Source organism: Streptomyces sp. NPDC048659, assembly GCF_040650575.1.
GTDB lineage: Bacteria > Actinomycetota > Actinomycetes > Streptomycetales > Streptomycetaceae > Streptomyces.
Genome location: NZ_JBEZHM010000005.1, coordinates 138,036 through 154,088 on the forward strand (window position 1 = coordinate 138,036; position 16,053 = coordinate 154,088).

15 protein-coding genes are annotated in these 16,053 nt (G+C 74.8%); 8 read left to right on the forward strand and 7 right to left on the reverse strand.

What is annotated here, in order from left to right; all coding sequences use genetic code 11:
- Positions 1–50 precede the first annotated feature (50 nt).
- Complete coding sequence (locus tag AB0C99_RS06235; protein ID WP_362470051.1) at positions 51–854, reverse strand: alpha/beta fold hydrolase; 804 nt, start codon at positions 852–854, stop codon at positions 51–53.
- A gap of 232 nt (positions 855–1,086) precedes the next feature.
- Between AB0C99_RS06235 and AB0C99_RS06240 the strand changes: the two genes are divergently transcribed.
- The 4 genes from AB0C99_RS06240 (at position 1,087) to AB0C99_RS06255 (ending at position 4,876) form a co-directional block, all read left to right on the forward strand.
- Positions 1,087–1,743: a hypothetical protein gene (locus AB0C99_RS06240; protein WP_362470054.1), complete on the forward strand. Its 657-nt coding sequence runs from the start codon at positions 1,087–1,089 to the stop codon at positions 1,741–1,743.
- Positions 1,744–1,913: 170 nt separating this feature from the next.
- Positions 1,914–3,314, forward strand: a complete 1,401-nt coding sequence (locus AB0C99_RS06245) for a DEAD/DEAH box helicase (RefSeq protein WP_362470057.1) — start codon at positions 1,914–1,916, stop codon at positions 3,312–3,314.
- A gap of 138 nt (positions 3,315–3,452) precedes the next feature.
- Complete coding sequence (locus tag AB0C99_RS06250; RefSeq protein WP_362470060.1) at positions 3,453–4,481, forward strand: LCP family protein; 1,029 nt, start codon at positions 3,453–3,455, stop codon at positions 4,479–4,481.
- A gap of 134 nt (positions 4,482–4,615) precedes the next feature.
- The gene (locus tag AB0C99_RS06255; RefSeq protein ID WP_362470063.1) at positions 4,616–4,876 is read left to right on the forward strand and encodes a hypothetical protein; all 261 of its coding nucleotides are present in this window, start codon (positions 4,616–4,618) and stop codon (positions 4,874–4,876) included.
- A 32-nt stretch (positions 4,877–4,908) separates the two neighbouring features.
- Here AB0C99_RS06255 and AB0C99_RS06260 read toward each other — a convergent pair whose 3' ends face one another.
- The 5 genes from AB0C99_RS06260 to AB0C99_RS06280 all read right to left on the reverse strand — a co-directional run bounded on the left by AB0C99_RS06260 (position 4,909) and on the right by AB0C99_RS06280 (position 10,661).
- Complete coding sequence (locus AB0C99_RS06260) at positions 4,909–5,844, reverse strand: oligopeptide/dipeptide ABC transporter ATP-binding protein (protein WP_362470263.1); 936 nt, start codon at positions 5,842–5,844, stop codon at positions 4,909–4,911.
- A gap of 92 nt (positions 5,845–5,936) precedes the next feature.
- Positions 5,937–6,971: an ABC transporter ATP-binding protein gene (locus AB0C99_RS06265; protein ID WP_362470065.1), complete on the reverse strand. Its 1,035-nt coding sequence runs from the start codon at positions 6,969–6,971 to the stop codon at positions 5,937–5,939.
- Positions 6,971–7,957, reverse strand: a complete 987-nt coding sequence (locus tag AB0C99_RS06270; RefSeq protein ID WP_362470068.1) for an ABC transporter permease — start codon at positions 7,955–7,957, stop codon at positions 6,971–6,973. Before AB0C99_RS06270 ends, AB0C99_RS06265 begins: the two co-directional genes overlap by 1 nt.
- A complete protein-coding gene (locus AB0C99_RS06275; RefSeq protein ID WP_362470071.1) occupies positions 7,954–8,886 on the reverse strand; it encodes an ABC transporter permease in 933 nt (310 codons plus the stop codon). The genes AB0C99_RS06270 and AB0C99_RS06275 overlap by 4 nt, the downstream gene beginning before the upstream one ends.
- A gap of 14 nt (positions 8,887–8,900) precedes the next feature.
- Positions 8,901–10,661, reverse strand: a complete 1,761-nt coding sequence (locus AB0C99_RS06280; protein WP_362470074.1) for an ABC transporter substrate-binding protein — start codon at positions 10,659–10,661, stop codon at positions 8,901–8,903.
- A 160-nt stretch (positions 10,662–10,821) separates the two neighbouring features.
- Here AB0C99_RS06280 and AB0C99_RS06285 point away from each other — a divergent pair, with 160 nt between their 5' ends.
- The 4 genes from AB0C99_RS06285 to AB0C99_RS06300 all read left to right on the forward strand — a co-directional run bounded on the left by AB0C99_RS06285 (position 10,822) and on the right by AB0C99_RS06300 (position 15,318).
- Positions 10,822–12,183, forward strand: coding sequence for an aldehyde dehydrogenase family protein (locus AB0C99_RS06285; protein ID WP_362470077.1), 1,362 nt, complete (start codon positions 10,822–10,824; stop codon positions 12,181–12,183).
- Between the two features lie 171 nt (positions 12,184–12,354).
- Complete coding sequence (locus tag AB0C99_RS06290) at positions 12,355–13,629, forward strand: alpha/beta fold hydrolase (protein ID WP_362470080.1); 1,275 nt, start codon at positions 12,355–12,357, stop codon at positions 13,627–13,629.
- A 143-nt stretch (positions 13,630–13,772) separates the two neighbouring features.
- A complete protein-coding gene (locus AB0C99_RS06295) occupies positions 13,773–14,639 on the forward strand; it encodes an SDR family oxidoreductase (RefSeq protein ID WP_362470083.1) in 867 nt (288 codons plus the stop codon).
- A gap of 52 nt (positions 14,640–14,691) precedes the next feature.
- Complete coding sequence (locus AB0C99_RS06300; protein ID WP_362470086.1) at positions 14,692–15,318, forward strand: alpha-ketoglutarate-dependent dioxygenase AlkB; 627 nt, start codon at positions 14,692–14,694, stop codon at positions 15,316–15,318.
- 20 nt (positions 15,319–15,338) lie between these two features.
- On the opposite strand, the gene AB0C99_RS06305 is transcribed toward AB0C99_RS06300, so the two are convergent.
- Positions 15,339–16,004 carry a DUF4232 domain-containing protein gene (locus AB0C99_RS06305; protein ID WP_362470089.1) on the reverse strand — a complete coding sequence of 222 codons (666 nt, stop codon included), beginning with the start codon at positions 16,002–16,004 and terminating at the stop codon, positions 15,339–15,341.
- Between the last annotated feature and the right edge of the window lie 49 nt (positions 16,005–16,053).

Below are 16,053 nucleotides of genomic sequence, written 5' to 3' on the forward strand. Positions count from 1 at the left end.
TCCGGCTCACGCCCCCTCCGGCCCGTGCTCCTTCGGTCCACGCCCCCGGCTCACACCGCCCCGGCGTACAGCTCCTCGACCAGCCGCGCGACGGTCTCCGGCTGCCGCAGGGTCGGGTAGTGGTCGCAGCCGGCCAGCCGGACGAGGCGGCAGCCGGGGATCCGGGAGGCCATCTCCTCGTTGCACCGCACGACCACGGGCTGGTCGAGCTCGCCCAGCGCCAGCAGGGTCGGCGCGGTGATCTCGCCGAGCCGGTCGAAGGCCGGGGCGTCGGTCCGCTGGTGCCCGACGTTCGCGAACCAGGCCGGAAGGACGCCCCGCAGCTGCGCGGCGGCCACCGGGTCCGTCTCGGGGGTGCCGCCGCCCGCCCCGCCCCAGGTGTCGAGGCCGAGCCGCACGATGCCCTCCAGGTCCCCGGCCCGCCCGAAGCGCTCCAGCTCCGCGTAGAAGCTCGCCTCCTCCAGCGCCGGGTAGCCCGTGACCCCCGGCACGAACAGCGCGAGGCCCGCGACCCGCTCGGGCTGGTCCAGGGCGAGCCCGAGCGAGGCGGCCCCGCCCATGCTGGAGCCCACCAGCACCGCGCGCTCCAGGCCGAAGTGGTCCAGCACCGCCGCGAGGTCCGCGACCGGGAGGTACGGCACGGTGGGCGCGGGCGAGCGCCCGTAACCCCGGGCGTCGTAGCGGATCACCCGGTGCCGCGCGGCGAGCGCGGGCAGCACCGGGTCCCAGATCGTCGAGTCGCCGACCCCCGGATGGACCAGGACCAGCGGCGGGCCCGCCGCGACCGCGCCGCCCGGCCCGCCCGTGTCGTCCGCCCAGAGTTCGCCGCCGTCGGTCCTCACCATCGTCTCCATGCGGCCAGTCTGCTCGGGCGGCCCGCCGCCGCACCAGCCCGCCTCGCCCGGTGGGGGTGTCAAGTACCGAGACGGGTCAACGTTCTTGACGGTCTGTCAGTAGTGGCGGGAAACCTGCTTGGAGACCCCTACTGGCCGGTTCTACTCTCAAGTCGCTTTTGCGCGTCCCCCCACCACACCGCGATGACCGCACCTCCTCGCACCCCACCGTCGAACACCGAGGAGATCCCCCATGTCCAAGCTGCTCGTCTCCCTGACCGGCCTCGCCGCCGCCACGGCCCTGTCCTTCGGCGCCACCGTCACCCAGGCCGCCTCCACCACCCTGCTCCCGGCCGGGCACTCCTTCGCCGCCAAGCTCTCCGGCAAGGCCACCTTCGTCGCCGGGTCCACCACCATGACCTGCACGGTCTCCGCCTCCACACCCACCGGCGGGGCCAACAACGCGGTCCCCGCCGCCCCGGCCAACCACAACGCCGCCGGTGCCGTCACCGTCCCGATCAACCCCCCGACCTTCAGCGGCTGCTCCACCAGCATCCTCGGCGTGAACGCCACCATCACCAGCAACGCCGCCAACGGCGCCTGGACCCTCTCCGTCCAGAACGGCACCCCCGCCACCGGCGGCTTCACCATTCCCAAGGGCGGCGTCGTGATCAAGACCAGCGGCCTCGCCAGCTGCACCCTCACCGCCTCGCCCGCCGGGCCCACCGCCGTCAACGGCACCTGGACCAACGGCGCCCCCTCCGCCCTCGCCATCGCGGGCGCGCCCGTCGCCGCGACCGGCACCGGCGGCTTCCTGTGCCCGACCGGCAACCAGTCGGCCACGTTCAGCGCCACCTACCAGCTCACCGACACCACCGACCCGGCCCAGCAGATCACCGTCACCGGCTGACGGCGGCCCGACCGGCGCCCCACCGCCCGACCGGGCGCCCCACCGCCCGGTCACCGAGCGTCACCCACGCCCCGGGGCCACCCCGGGCACCCGCCCCGGGGCGTGGATTCGGCCGCCTCCTCGCCGTCGTGATTTGCTTGACGGACATCCGACCGAAGAAGGCGCACCCCATGAACCGCTCGGCCCGTACGGGAGACCCCACCGGCCTCGACGACCTCGGCGGCACCCCGTCGCTCCCGGCCGCGGCGGGCTTCGACGCCATGGAGCTGCCCGAGGCGGTCCTGGAGACCCTCGCCGCCCAGGGTGTCACCGCCCCCTTCCCGATCCAGGCCGCCGCCCTGCCCAGCGCCCTCGCGGGCCGTGACGTGCTCGGCCGCGGGCGCACCGGCTCGGGCAAGACGCTCGCCTTCGGGCTCGCCCTGCTCGCCCGCACCGCGGGCCGCCGCGCCGCCGCCAAGAAGCCGCTCGCCCTCGTGCTCGTCCCCACCCGCGAGCTCGCCCAGCAGGTCACCGAGGCGCTGACGCCCTACGCGCGCGCCCTGGATCTGCGGCTCGCGACCGTCGTCGGCGGGCTCCAGGCGGGCCGCCAGGCCGGGGAGCTGCGGGCCGGGGCCGAGGTCCTCGTCGCCACCCCCGGACGCCTCAAGGACCTCGTCGAGCGCCGCGACTGCCGGCTCGACCAGGTGGCCGTCACCGTCCTCGACGAGGCCGACCAGATGGCCGACCTCGGATTCCTTCCGCAGGTGACGGAACTCCTCGACCAGGTGCCGGCCGGCGGCCAGCGGATGCTCTTCTCGGCCACCCTCGACCAGGACGTCGAGACCCTGGTCGACCGCTACCTCAAGGACCCGGCGGTCCACTCCGCCGACCCGGCCGACGGCTCCGCGGGCACGGCCGAGCACCACGTGCTGCGCGTCCACGGCGGCGACAAGTTCGCCGTCGCCGGGGAGATCGCGGGCCGCGAGGGCCGGGTGCTGATGTTCCTCCACACCAAGGCGTCCGTCGACCGCTTCACCCGGCAGCTCGTCGCCGCCGGGCTGAAGGCCGCCGCCCTGCACGGCGACAAGTCCCAGCCGCAGCGCACGGCCACCCTGGAGCGCTTCAGGACCGGCGCCGTCACCGTCCTCGTCGCGACCAACGTCGCCGCCCGCGGCCTGCACGTCGACGACCTCGACCTCGTCGTCAACGTGGACCCGCCCACCGACCCCAAGGACTACCTCCACCGCGCGGGCCGCACCGCGCGCGCCGGGGCCTCCGGCGACGTCGTCACCCTCGCCCTGCCCGACCAGCGCCGCGACCTCGCCAAGCTGCTCGCCGAGGCCGGTGTCCGCGCCCGCACCGCCGACGTCCGCCCCGGCTCGCCCGAGCTGCTCCGGATCACCGGCGCGAAGGCCGCCGCCGGGGCCCCCGACACGACCGCCGGCCGCGACCGGCGCGGCGCCGAGTTCCGCGGCCGGGGCACCGTCCCGGGCCGCCCCGGCCGAGGCAAGAACGCCGACCGCAAGACCGCCGACGCCAAGCGCGCCGCCGAGGCCCGCAAGGCCGCCCGGGTCCGCCGCGGCGGCTCCTGACCCACGGCGGAAGCCGGGCGCGACACCGGCTTCCGTCGACTCCTCGCGGTTCCCGCCGATCTTCGGCATCCTTGGTGGCCTGAAGTACGCCCCGGACGGGGCGAGTCGGCGTGTCCAGCGGAGGGGGAGCCGTACCGGATGAGCGGGGAAGCAGAGGCCGAGGACGGCATACCCGTACGACGCGGGAGGCGGCGGCCCCGGGCCCGTACGGTGCTGCTGACCGCCCTCACCCTGCTGGTGGCGGCGGTCCTGCTCACCTCCGGCGTCGGCTACTGGGCCTACGAGCACTACACGGGCCGGGTCCAGCGGATCCCGCAGACCTTCCCCACGAACGCCCCGGTGCCCGCCGCCTCCAAGGGTGGCCAGAACTTCCTGCTGATGGGGCTCGACTCCCGCTCGGACGTCCCCACCACCGGCAGCGACGCCAAGGGCTCGCTCTGGAAGTACGGGGACCAGCGCAGCGACGCCATGATGCTCGTGCACATCCCGGCCGACCACTCCGCCGCGTACGTCGTCTCGCTGCCCCGCGACTCCTGGGTCGACATCCCCGGCCGGGGCCGGGCCAAGCTCAACGCGGCCTTCTCCTGGGGCGGCCCGCCGCTCCTCATCGACACCGTGCAGCGCCTCACCGACGTACGGGTGGACCACTTCGCCGTCATCGACTGGAACGGCTTCCGCAAGCTCACCGACGCCGTCGGCGGCGTGGACATCCTGATGTCCGACGGCGAGCGCCGGCACATGAACGGCGAGCAGGCCCTCGACTACGTCGGCGAGCGCAAGGACCTGCCCAACGGCGACTTCGACCGCACCCACCGGCAGCAGAACTACCTGCGCACGGTCCTGGAGAAGGTCATGAGCTCCGCCTCCCTCAAGGACCCGCTCCAGCTCAAGAAGACCCTCGACATCTTCACCGCCACCGTCAGCGTCGACGAGCGCTTCGGCGACGGCCAACTGCGCGAACTGGTCTGGAACATGCGCGACGTCCGGGCCGGCGACATGACCTTCATGAACGCCCCCGTCAAGGGCACCGGCATGGTGGGGGGCCAGTCGGTCGTGCACCTCGACACCACCCGCGCGGCGGCCCTGTGGAAGGCGTACCGGGACGACTCCGTCGGCGCGTACGTCGAGAGCAACCCCGTCGACCGGCTGCGCCCCGCCACCAACTGAGCCACCGCCCGGGCGGACTTGGGTCCGGCGCAAGTCGGGAGCTTGGTCGCGCCCGGGAGCGACCTAAGTCCCTTGAGCGGTCCCGCCCGGTCCCCGAGGCTTGAAGGCGACTCACGAGCCAAGGACCGGGACAGATGAGCATCGAGTACATCGGGTACAGCCAGGACACCACCCGCGACCCCAACGGGACGCCTCACCTGATGCGCGGGCGGTGCGGGGCGACCTGGCGGCGCCGCCACAACGGCTACGACCAGGCGACGGGGCAGGACCTCGGCAGCACCACCCGCTTCGGCTTCCCGCCCTGCGAGGCGGGCGAGTCCCCGATCGAGAAGTTCGTCATGACGGCCTGGGGCGACAGCTTCGTCCCCGTCTACCGCTGCCCCGACCACAGCTGAGCCCGCCGGGGCGAGCCGGGCCGGGGCGCGCCCTACGCCTCCGTCTCCGGGAAGTGGCAGGCCACCTCCCTCGGCTCGCCCACGGCCAGGCTCCGCAGCGGCGGGGCCTCCGTCCGGCAGACCGCCCGCGCCTTCGGGCAGCGCGGATGGAAGGTGCAGCCCGGCGGCGGCGCGGCCGGGCTCGGCGGGTCGCCCAGCAGCGTGATCCGCTCCCGGGCCCGCTCGGCCGCCGGATCCGGCAGCGGCACCGCCGACAGCAGCGCCCGGGTGTAGGGGTGCGCGGGCGCCCCGTACACCCGCTCCTTCGCGCCGATCTCCACGATCCGCCCCAGGTACATCACGGCGACCCGGTCGCAGACCCGCTTCACCACCGACAGGTCGTGGGCGATGAAGAGGTACGCGAGCCCCAGCTCCTTCTGGAGCCGCTCCATCAGGTTGACGATCTGCGCCTGCACCGACACGTCCAGCGCCGACACCGGCTCGTCCGCCACGACCAGCCGCGGCCCGGTCGCCAGCGCGCGGGCGATCCCGATGCGCTGCGCCTGCCCGCCGGAGAACTCGTGCGGGAAGCGGTCCGCGTGCTCCGGGATCAGCCCCACCAGCTCCATCAGCTCCCGGGCCCGCGCCAGCGCGTCCGCCGCCGAGGCGCCCTGCACCAGCAGCGGGTCGGCGATGATCCGGGCCACCGACTGGCGCGGGTTCAGCGAGGAGTGCGGGTCCTGGAAGACCATCTGGATCTCCCGCCGCAGCGGCTTCAGCGCCCGCTGCGACAGATGCGTGACGTCCCGGCCGCCGTACGTCACGGAGCCCGAGGTCGGCTCCAGGAGCCGCACGATCATGCGGCCGGTGGTCGACTTGCCGCAGCCGGACTCGCCGACCAGGCCCAGGGTCTCGCCCGCCGCCAGGTCGAAGCCGACCCCGTCGACGGCGCGCACCGGCGCCGAGCGGCGCCGCCCCGGGAAGGTCATCGTCAGCTCGCGGACCCGCAGCAGCGGCGCCTCGGCGGCGGAGTCCTCGTCGGGCGCGGGCGCCGGATGCGGCGGGGCCGCGGGGGAGCGGGTCATGAGCCGGCCCTTTCGTACGGGGAGGGCGCCGCGGACGGCGCCGGGAACGACGGGAAGTGGCAGGCGGCCACGTGCCCCGAGGGTCCGCCGAGCCCGGGGCGTTCGCCCGCGCAGCGCGCCCGCTCCTCGTCGGTCCCGGCGGCGGCCCGCGCGCAGCGCGGCGCGAAGGCGCAGCCGGGCGCCGGGTCGAGCAGCGAGGGCGGGGTGCCGGGGATCGCCCGCAGCGGGGCGTCGTCGGGGTCGTCGAGCCGGGGCAGCGAGTCGAGCAGCCCGCGGGTGTACGGGTGCGCGGGCGCGGCGAACAGGGCGTCCACCGGGGCCTGTTCGGCCGCCCGCCCGCCGTACATCACGAGCACCTCGTGGGCGACCCGGGCGACCACGCCCAGATCGTGGGTGATCATGACGACGGAGAGCCGCCGCTCGCGCTGGAGCCGGACCAGCAGGTCGAGGATCTGCGCCTGCACGGTCACGTCGAGCGCGGTGGTCGGCTCGTCGGCGATGAGCAGGTCCGGTTCGCAGACCAGCGCCATCGCGATCATCACCCGCTGGCGCATCCCGCCGGAGAACTGGTGCGGGTACTCGCCCGCCCGGCGCCTCGGCTCCGGGATGCCGACCTCGGCGAGCGCCTCCACGGCCCGCGCGCGGGCGGTGGCCCGCCGGGAGCCGAAGTGCACCCGGTGGTGCTCGGCGATCTGCTCGCCGACCGTGTAGTACGGGTGCAGGCTGGACAGCGGGTCCTGGAAGATCATCGCCATCCGCCGGCCGCGCAGCCGGTTGAGGTCCCGGTCCGGCAGCCCGACCAGCTCGCGCCCGTCGAGCGCGACGGAGCCGGTCACCTCGGCGCCGGTGTGCAGGCCCATGACGGCGAGCGAGGTCACCGACTTGCCGGAGCCGGACTCGCCGACGATGCCGAGGGTCCGCCCGTGCGGCACCTCGAAGGAGAGGGAGTCCACGGCGCGGACGGGGCCGCGCGGGGTCGGGAAGGTGACGGTGAGGCCGCTGACCCGCAGCAGGGGTTCCGGTGCGCCCATCAGTACCTCACTCGGGGGTCGACGACGGCGTAGAGCAGGTCGACGCACAGGTTGGCGACGACGATGAAGGTGGCGGCGAGCAGCGTGACGCCGAGGATGACGGGCTGGTCGCCGGTGGTGAGGGCGCCGTAGAAGAGGCGTCCGATGCCGGGGAGTCCGAAGAGGGACTCGGTGATGACGGCCCCGGCGAGGAGCCCGCCGAGGTCCATGCCGAAGAGGGTGAGGACCGGGGTCATGCCCGCCCGCAGCCCGTGCTTGACGACGACGGTGCGGCGCGGCAGGCCCTTGGCGCGGGCGGTGCGGATGTACGGCTCCGCCATCGACTCGATCATCGAGCCGCGGCTCTGCCGGGCGTACATGGCCGCGTAGAGCACGGCCAGCGCCAGCCAGGGCAGCAGCAGGTTGGAGGCCCAGGACAGCGGGTCGCCGGTGAGGGGCACGTACTGCGGGTAGGGCAGCAGTCCGGTGAGCCGGATGAAGCCGTAGATGAGCAGCACGGAGGTGAAGTACACCGGCAGGGAGGCGGCGGCGACCGCGCCGACCATCAGGGCCCGGTCGGTGAGGGTGTCCTTGCGGAGCGCGGCGGTGACCCCGGCGGAGAGCCCGAGGAGCAGCCAGAGGGCGGCGGCGCCGAAGGCGAGCGAGGCGGAGACCGGCAGCCGGTCGACGAGCAGGTCCCAGACGGCCTCGCTGTTCTCGTAGGAGTAGCCGAGGCAGGGGAACTCGCAGCGCAGCGCGTAGCGGCCGGTGCCCATGGTGCGGCCGGTGAAGATGCCGGTGACGAAGTCGGCGAACTGGCGCCACAGCGGGGCGTCCAGGCCCATGTGGGCGCGGATCGCCTCCAGGCGCTCGTCGCTGCACGACTTGCCGCAGGCCGCCGCCGCCGGGTCGGAGGGGAGCACGTAGAAGATGACGAAGGTGACGGCGGCGATGGCGAGCAGCACGCCCGCCACCCCGAGCAGCCGGCGGCCGAGGTAGAGGATCACGAGCGGCCCCCTCGGGGGTCGAGGATGTCGCGCAGCGCGTCGCCGAGCAGGGTGAACGCGAGCACGGTGAGGAAGAGGCAGACGCTGGGGACGAGGAAGTACATCGGGTCGGTGTCGTAGTAGGCGACGCTCTCCGCGATCATCTGCCCCCAGGACGGGGTCGGCGGGCGGACGCCGACGCCGAGGTAGCTGAGGTCCGCCTCGGTGGCGATCATGCCGGGGATCATCAGCGTGGTGTACGCGATGACGGGCCCCGCGACCCCCGGGAGGATGTCGCGGCCGAGGATCCGCCAGGGGCCGGAGCCGCCGACGCGGGCCGCGTCGACGTACTCGCGGTGCTTGAGCGAGAGGGTCTGGCCGCGCACCACCCGGGCCACGCCGGGCCAGCCGAAGAGGCCGATGACCAGGATCATCAGGAGGGTGCGGTTGACGTCCCGGGCCACCGACATCATCGCGATCATGAAGATGAGGGAGGGGAAGGACATGGTGAGGTCCATCAGGCGGGAGAGCACGGTGTCGGTGCGGCCGCCGAAGTAGCCGGCCGCGATCCCGGCGGCGGTGCCCGCCACCACGACGATCGCGGTGGCGGCGAAGGCGATGAGCAGGGACACCTGGGCGCCGTGCACGACCCGGGCGTACAGGTCGCGGCCGGTGATGGGCTCGACGCCGAGCCAGTGCTCGGCGGAGACCCCGCCGAGCGGTCCGATCGGCTGGCCGCCGAGGTAGGGGTCGACGGCGGACTTGTCGAACTCCTCGGGGCCCCAGCCGCCGAGCGAGCCGATGAGCGGCGCGGCGACGGTCATCAGGGCGAAGAGGGCGACGACGGCGAGGGAGACCTTGAGCGAGGGGCGGCGGCGCAGTTCCGCGCGGACCGTGCGCCAGGCCCCGTCGCCCCCGGCCGGTGCCGGGGGCTTGGTGGTGAGCGTCATGGCAGGGGCGTCCTTCAGTTCGCGCTCTTCGCCGGGTCCTTGAGACCGACGGTCGCGTAGTCGAGCTGGCCGCTCCAGGAGGTGTGGCCGAAGGCGCCGGCGACGTTGGTGCCGATGAGCAGGGTGCGGCGCTTGGAGGCGCCGGGGGCGACCGGGGCCTTGGCGAGGATCTGCCCGTCGAGCTCCTGCCACGCCTTGTTGGCCTGGGCGCCGTCGGCCAGGGCGGCGATCTCGTCCATCCGCTTCATGGTGGCCTCGTCCTTGAAGAGCGAGTGGTTGCCGGAGTTGCCCTTCTCCTTGATGAAGCGCCCGTCGAAGACGAAGGGGAGGAAGGTGGAGCCGGAGGGGTAGTCGGGACACCAGCCGGTGTAGACGAGGTCGGTGCGGTTCCTGGTGTCGCCGATGGTGTCGTAGAAGGCCGACGGGTCGACCGTCTCGATGGTCACCTTGATGCCGGCCCGGCCCAGGGACTCCTGGACGGCCTCGCCGATCCGCTTGTCGTTGATGTTGACGGTGAGACGGGTGGAGAAGCCGTCGGGCTTGCCGGCCTCCTTGAGGAGCTGCTTGGCCTTCGCCACGTCGCCGGAGAGCGGGATCTTCAGGGTGTCGGGCTGCTTGCCGCCGGTGAACAGGGCGCCGGGCATGACGGCGGTGGAGGCGTCGACGACGGCCGGGCCGCCGGCGGCGGTGACGATGGCCTCCCGGTCGAGGGCGTACTGCACGGCCTGGCGGACCTTCACGTCGTCGAAGGGGGCGCGCCCGGTGTGCATCTGGACCATCTCGGTGCAGCTGCTGGACTCGGCGAGCAGCCGGGACTTCACCTCGGCCTTGGTGAGCACCTTGGAGATGGACTCGGGGCGCAGCTGCGCCCAGGAGACGGCGGAGGCGTCGGGGCCGGAGGAGGCGATCAGCCGGTCGTCGATCTGGTTGCCCTTGAGGCCCATGGTGACGACGATCCGGTCCGGGTACGCCTTGCGGACGGTGTCGCTCTTCGGGTCCCAGTGGGTGTTGCGGACCAGCACGAGCTGCTTGTCGCGGGCGTAGCTCTCCACCTTGTACGGGCCGGAGGAGAACGGGCGGTTGTCGTACTGGGGGCCCTTGTCCTGGGCCTCGGGCACCGGTGCGAAGGTCGGCAGGGTGGCGGCGAAGGGGAACTCGGCGAAGGGCTTGTGGAGTTCGAAGACGATCGTGCGGGTGTCCGGGGTCTTCACCGAGTCCAGGTGCCTGCCCTCGGCCGGGCCCCGGTAGTCCTTGCCGCCGACGAGGTAGCGGGCGGCGTAGTCGGGGCCGCCGGGCAGGTCGGGGGAGAAGGAGCGCTCGACGTTGTGCTTGATGTCCTGCGCGGTGATCGGGGTGCCGTCCTCGTACTTCAGGCCGGGCTTGAGGCGGAAGGTCCAGGTCTTGGCGCCGTTGGACGGGGTGCCGAGGTCCTCGGCGAGGTCGGGGACCAGCTCGCTGCCCCGGGCGCCGGGCGCCGCCTGGTACGTGACGAGGGTCCGGTAGAGCAGCCGGGTGCCGAAGTCCATGTCGGGCATGACCCAGTTGCGGGCCGGGTCGAGGTGCGTGAAGTCCTGGTTGGACAGCACGGTGAGGGTGCCGCCCTTGACCGGGGTGCCCCCGATGACCTGCCCGTTCGTGCCGGTCGCGGGGTTGGCGCCGCGGTGTCCGCCGCTCCCGGCCGTGCCGCCTCCGCCGGTGCCGGAGCAGCCGGTCGCACCGAGGGTGAGGGCCGCCAGGACGGCGGCGGCGAGGGCGTTTCGGGTGTGCTTGTCCATCAGGGGTCACTCCGGGTGGGGAGGTTCGGACAGCCGCCGGGACCACGCGACGGCTGGAATGTGACCCGTAACATAGTAATGTGAAATTGTACTGCGCAAGCCCTTGAACGTCCTGAACCCGCGCAGCCCACACCCTCGCCCCGCCCGGAAGGCTCGCCCCGTGACCCTCGTCTCCAGCAACCCGGCCGACCCCGCCGACGTCCTCGTCCGGCTCACCGCCCCCGGCGCCTTCGCCGCCGCCGACGCCGTCGAGCGCGCCCGCACCGCCCAGACCGCCTGGGCCGCCGCCGGTGCCGCCGCCCGCTCCGCCGCCCTCGGCGCCGTCGCCGACACCGTCGAGGCCGCCGCCGCCGAACTCGCCGCGCTCGCCGTCCGCGAGGTCGGCAAGCCGCTCGCCGAGGCCCGCGCCGAGGTCGCCCGCACCGTCGCCATCTGGCGCTACTACGCGCAGGCCCCCTACGCGCCCACCGGCGCCGTCCACGAGACCGCCGCCGGCCCCGGCCTGCTGCTCACCCGCCGCCGCCCGCATGGCGTCGCCGGACTCGTCACCCCCTGGAACTTCCCCTTCGCCATCCCCACCTGGAAGGCCGCCCCCGCCCTCGCCGCCGGCAACGCCGTCGTCCTCAAGCCCGCCCCCCAGGCCACCGCCTGCGCCCAGCGGCTCGCCGAACTCGTCGAACGGGCCCTGCCCGCCGGGGTGTTCACCGTCGTCCCCGGCGGCGCCACCGAGGGCGGCGCCCTCGTCTCCGCCGCCGACGTCGTCTCCTTCACCGGCTCCTCCGCCGTCGGCCGCTCCGTCGTGCGCAGCGCCACCGCCCGAGGCATCCCGGTCCAGGCCGAGATGGGCGGCCTCAACGCCGCCATCGTGCTCCCCGACGCCGACATCGAGCGCGCCGCCGCCCACATCGCCGCCGCCATCGCCGGCTACGCGGGCCAGAAGTGCACCGCCACCAGCCGGGTCATCGCCGTCGGCACCGCCCTCGGCCCGCTCCGCGAAGCCCTCGCCGAGGCCCTGCGCGCCGTCCCCGTCGGCGACCCCGCCGACCCCGCCACCGTCTGCGGCCCGCTCATCGACGAGCGCGCCCGCACCGAGGTCACCACCGCCTGGCGCGACCTGCCCGTCCTCGCCGGCGGCGACGTGCCCGAGCGCCCCGGCTGGTACGCCGCCCCCACCCTGGTCGAGAAGGCCGCCCCCGGCCACCGGCTGCTCCGCGAGGAGGTCTTCGGCCCCGTCGCCGCCCTGCTCACCGCGCACGACCTCGACCACGCCGTACGCCTGAGCAACTCCGCCCGCTACGGCCTCGTCACCTCCGTGCACACCGCCGACCTCGACACCGCCCTGCACGGCCTCGACCAGCTCGACACCGGCATGGTCCGGATCAACGCCCCTTCCACCGGCGTCGACTTCCACCTCCCCTTCGGCGGCTCCAAGGCGTCCAGCTTCGGCCCGCGCGAACAGGGCACCGCCGCCGTGGACTTCTACACCTCCTCCCGCACCTACACCCTCGCCCCCGCCCGCTGAGCGGGCCGCGCTCCCGCCGCGCCGCCCCGCCCCGCGCCGTCCCGGTCGCGCCGCCTCGCCCCGTCCCGCCGAGCCTGCCCCGCCCGCGCCCGCCGCGTCCCGCCCGCCGACCGGGCCGCACGCCCCGCCCCGTCCCGCCCGCCGCGTCCCCGCCCCGCCCCGAAGGAAGCCATGCACCCCGCGTACGCGACCACCGACCACGTCTTCGAGGTCCCGCTCGACCACGACGACCCCGCCGGCCCCACCCTGCGGGTCTTCGCCCGCGAGGTCGTCGACCCCGCCCGCGCCGCCGAGCCGCTGCCCTGGCTGCTCTACCTCCAGGGCGGCCCCGGTGGCAAGTCCCCCCGCCCCGTGCACGGTTCGCCCGGCTGGCTCGACCAGGCGCTGCGGACCCACCGGGTGCTCCTGCTCGACCAGCGCGGGACCGGCCGCTCCACCCCGGTCACGGCCCGTACCGCCGCCCGCTTCGGCAGCCCCGAACGGCTCGCCGCGCACCTCGCCCACTTCCGCGCCGACGCGATCGTCCGCGACGCCGAACTCATCCGCCGCCGGCTCTGCGGCGACACCCCCTGGGACACCCTCGGCCAGAGCTACGGCGGCTTCGTCACCCTCAGCTACCTCTCGTACGCGCCCGAGGGCCTGCGGCGCTGCCACGTCACCGGCGGGCTGCCCGGCCTCACCGCCACCGCCGACGACGTCTACGCCCACACCTCCCCGCGCGTGCGCGACCGCGTCCTCGGCCTGTACGCCCGCTACCCCGGCGACGCCGCCCGGCTCCGCGCGATCGCCGCGAAGCTCGCCGCCGAGGACGTCCGGCTGCCCGGCGGCGACCGGCTCACCACCTGCCGGCTGCGCAGCCTCGGGCTCGCCCTCGGCATGGGCGACGGCTACGAGCGCCTCCACTGGCTCCTCGACGAGGCCGTCGAGGACACCGCCGAGGGCGGCGGCCTGACCGACACCTTCCTCCACCAGGTCGAGGCCCTCACCGGCTTCACCGACAACCCGCTCTTCGCCGTGCTGCACGAGTCCATCTACGCCCAGGGCGCCGGACCGACCGCCTGGGCCGCCGAACGGGCCCTCGCCGCCCTCCCCGAGTTCGCCGAGGACGCCGAACCGCTGCTGCTCACCGGCGAGTCCATCCACCCCTGGATGTTCGAGGAGATCGCCGGACTGCGCCCGTTCGCCGGAGCGGCCGAACTGCTCGCCCGGCGCACCGACTGGGCCCCGCTCTACGACCCCGCCCGGCTCGCCGCCAACGAGGTCCCGCTGGCCGCCGTCGTCTACCACGACGACATGTACGTGGACGCGGGCATCTCGCTGGCCACGGTCCGCGCGATCGGCGCCGCCCGCGCCTGGGTCACCAACGAGTGGGAGCACGACGGCGTGAGCGCCTCCGGGGGCCGGGTCCTCGCCCGGCTGATGGACATGACGGCCGGGCGGGCGTAAACGGGGGGCGTACGGGAGGGCCCCGAGGCCCCGAGGGGTGCGCGGGGGCCCGGGCCGGGGTCGAATGGGGGAGACCGGCGCGGGGCGATCCGCGCCGGGGCACCCGTACGACAGCGACCGGCACGGCGGAAGGGCACGAGGACATGACGGAACTGATCGCGGTCACCGGAGCGACCGGGCGGATCGGCGGGCGCGTGGTCCGGCGGCTCGCCGAGGCGGGCGCCCCCGTGCGGGCGCTCGGCCGGGACCCGGGGAAGCTCGCCGCCCTGCCCGCCGCCGACACCCGCACGGCCTCCTACGAGGACGCGGCCGCGATGCGCGCCGCGCTCGACGGGGCGGGCGCCCTCTTCCTCGTCTCCGCCCACGAGGGGCCCGGCCGGGTCAGGACCCACACCACGGCGGTGGACGCGGCCCTCGCCGCCGGGGTGCGCCGGGTGGTCTACCTGTCGTACCTCTCCGCCGCGCCGCACGCCACCTTCACGTACGCCCGCGACCACTGGTACACCGAACAGCACATCCGCTCCACCGGCGTGCCGTACACCTTCCTGCGCGACAGCTCCTACCAGTCCGACCTGGCGGCCATGACCGGGGCCGACGGGATCCTGCGCGGCCCGGCGGGCGACGGCCGGGTCGCCGCCGTCACCCACGACGACGTCGCCGCCTCGGCCGCCGCCGTCCTGCTCGCCGACGGCGCCCACGACGGCGCGACCTACGACATGACCGGCCCGGAGGCCCTCTCCTTCGCCGAGATCGCCGAGGCCCTCGGCCGGGCCGCGGGCCGCCCCGTCTCCTACGTGCCGGAGACCCGCGAGGAGGCGTTCGCCTCCCGGGCCGGTTACGGCGCGCCCGACTGGGAGGTCGAGGGCTGGGTCAGCTCGTACGAGGCGGTGGCGACCGGCGAGATGGACACCGTCTCGGACGCGGTCCGCACCCTGACCGGGCGCCCGCCGCAGCCCTTCGCGGACTTCCTGGCGGCGCACCCGGGCGCCTACCGCCACCTGACCGCCTGACGGCCCGCGTGCGATTCGCTCGTTTGTTCGGTTACTGGTCTACCCTTGACCCATGACCGGCCTCCAGGGATCCCTCTTCGACCAGACCGACGACATCGGCCTCGGCCCGCTGGACGGCCTGCGGCGGACCGTGCTCGGGGCCGGCGCCTGGATCGACCACCTGCCGGGCTGGCTGCACGGCGCCGACGCACTGTTCGAGGAGCTCGCGGGCCGGGTGCCCTGGCAGGCCGAGGAGCGGGCCATGTACGACAGCGTCGTCGCCGTGCCCCGGCTGCTCGCGTACTACCGCGAGGGCGCCCCGCTCCCGCACCCCGCCCTCGTCGACGCCCGCGACCGGCTCGGCGCCCACTACGCGCCCGAGCTCGGCGAGCCCTTCGCCACCGCCGGGCTCTGCCTCTACCGCGACGGGCGCGACAGCGTCGCCTGGCACGGCGACCGCACCGGCCGCTCCGCGACCCGGGACACGATGGTCGCGATCCTCTCCCTCGGCGACCCCCGGGACCTTGCCCTGCGCCCGCGCGGCGGCGGGCCCACGGCGCTGCGGCTGCCGCTCGGCCACGGCGACCTGGTCGTGATGGGCGGCTCCTGCCAGCGCACCTGGGAGCACGCGGTCCCCAAGACGAGCCGCGCCGTCGGCCCCCGGATCAGCGTCCAGTACCGCACCCGGGGCGTGCGCTGAGGCCGCCGGGCCCGCCGGGCCTAGAGGGTGAGGGCGTCCTCGGCGTCGTCCGTCCAGGGCGTCACCGCGGTCTTGCCGGGGGAGACGCGCAGGCCCGGAGTCGACGCCGTCAGCGGCTTCTGCTCCTTCGGCGGCTTCTGCGCCAGGCCGGACTCGGTGTCCATGGTCATGGCGACCGAGTCGACCGTCGCGCCCCCCTTCCCGGTGCGCGGGCCGCCCAGGAGCCCCGCGTACGCGGAGCCGCCCGGGTCCAGCCGAAGGGACTCCTCGGGGGAGGGCGCGGTGCCCCGCAGGATCGCCGGTCCGAAGAGCGGGCCGAAGGCCACGAGCGGATGACCGAGCACCCGGCACGGCTTCCCGGACCTGTTGGTGATCTTCAGCAGATAGCTGCCGGTCGTCCTCTCGGCCAGGCTCGCCGTGAACGTCAGGTCGTACGTGCCGCACGGGTAGACGCCCACGTCCGGATCGGCCGGAAGCTCCGGCGGCGCGGTCGTCGGCCTGGGCTTCGGCGCCGGGGCGGCGGTCGTCGCGGGGGTTTCCGGCGGCGCCGACGCGGCGGTCGGACCGGCGCTCTCGGACGGGCCGCACGCCGTCAGGAGCAGCGCGGCCGACGCGGCGGCGGCGACTGTGGCTGCGATGGAGGTGGCTGGAACGGTTCTGCGGACGGTTCCGCGGACAGTGCTCATGGCGGGCGGCCCCCGAGGTGAGACGACGTGACGAGCTTACGGCCCGAAC

Excerpts from the sequence above, each read along its gene's own strand:
- AB0C99_RS06250 (WP_362470060.1), top strand. The coding sequence starts at position 3,453 with ATGAGCGGGGAAGCAGAGGCCGAGGACGGCATACCCGTACGACGCGGG.
- AB0C99_RS06300 (WP_362470086.1), top strand. The coding sequence starts at position 14,692 with ATGACCGGCCTCCAGGGATCCCTCTTCGACCAGACCGACGACATCGGC.
- AB0C99_RS06305 (WP_362470089.1), bottom strand. The coding sequence starts at position 16,004 with ATGAGCACTGTCCGCGGAACCGTCCGCAGAACCGTTCCAGCCACCTCC.
- AB0C99_RS06265 (WP_362470065.1), bottom strand. The coding sequence starts at position 6,971 with ATGGGCGCACCGGAACCCCTGCTGCGGGTCAGCGGCCTCACCGTCACC.
- AB0C99_RS06295 (WP_362470083.1), top strand. The coding sequence starts at position 13,773 with ATGACGGAACTGATCGCGGTCACCGGAGCGACCGGGCGGATCGGCGGG.
- AB0C99_RS06255 (WP_362470063.1), top strand. The coding sequence starts at position 4,616 with ATGAGCATCGAGTACATCGGGTACAGCCAGGACACCACCCGCGACCCC.
- AB0C99_RS06260 (WP_362470263.1), bottom strand. The coding sequence starts at position 5,844 with ATGACCTTCCCGGGGCGGCGCCGCTCGGCGCCGGTGCGCGCCGTCGAC.
- AB0C99_RS06245 (WP_362470057.1), top strand. The coding sequence starts at position 1,914 with ATGAACCGCTCGGCCCGTACGGGAGACCCCACCGGCCTCGACGACCTC.
- AB0C99_RS06235 (WP_362470051.1), bottom strand. The coding sequence starts at position 854 with ATGGAGACGATGGTGAGGACCGACGGCGGCGAACTCTGGGCGGACGAC.
- AB0C99_RS06280 (WP_362470074.1), bottom strand. The coding sequence starts at position 10,661 with ATGGACAAGCACACCCGAAACGCCCTCGCCGCCGCCGTCCTGGCGGCC.
- AB0C99_RS06290 (WP_362470080.1), top strand. The coding sequence starts at position 12,355 with ATGCACCCCGCGTACGCGACCACCGACCACGTCTTCGAGGTCCCGCTC.
- AB0C99_RS06275 (WP_362470071.1), bottom strand. The coding sequence starts at position 8,886 with ATGACGCTCACCACCAAGCCCCCGGCACCGGCCGGGGGCGACGGGGCC.
- AB0C99_RS06240 (WP_362470054.1), top strand. The coding sequence starts at position 1,087 with ATGTCCAAGCTGCTCGTCTCCCTGACCGGCCTCGCCGCCGCCACGGCC.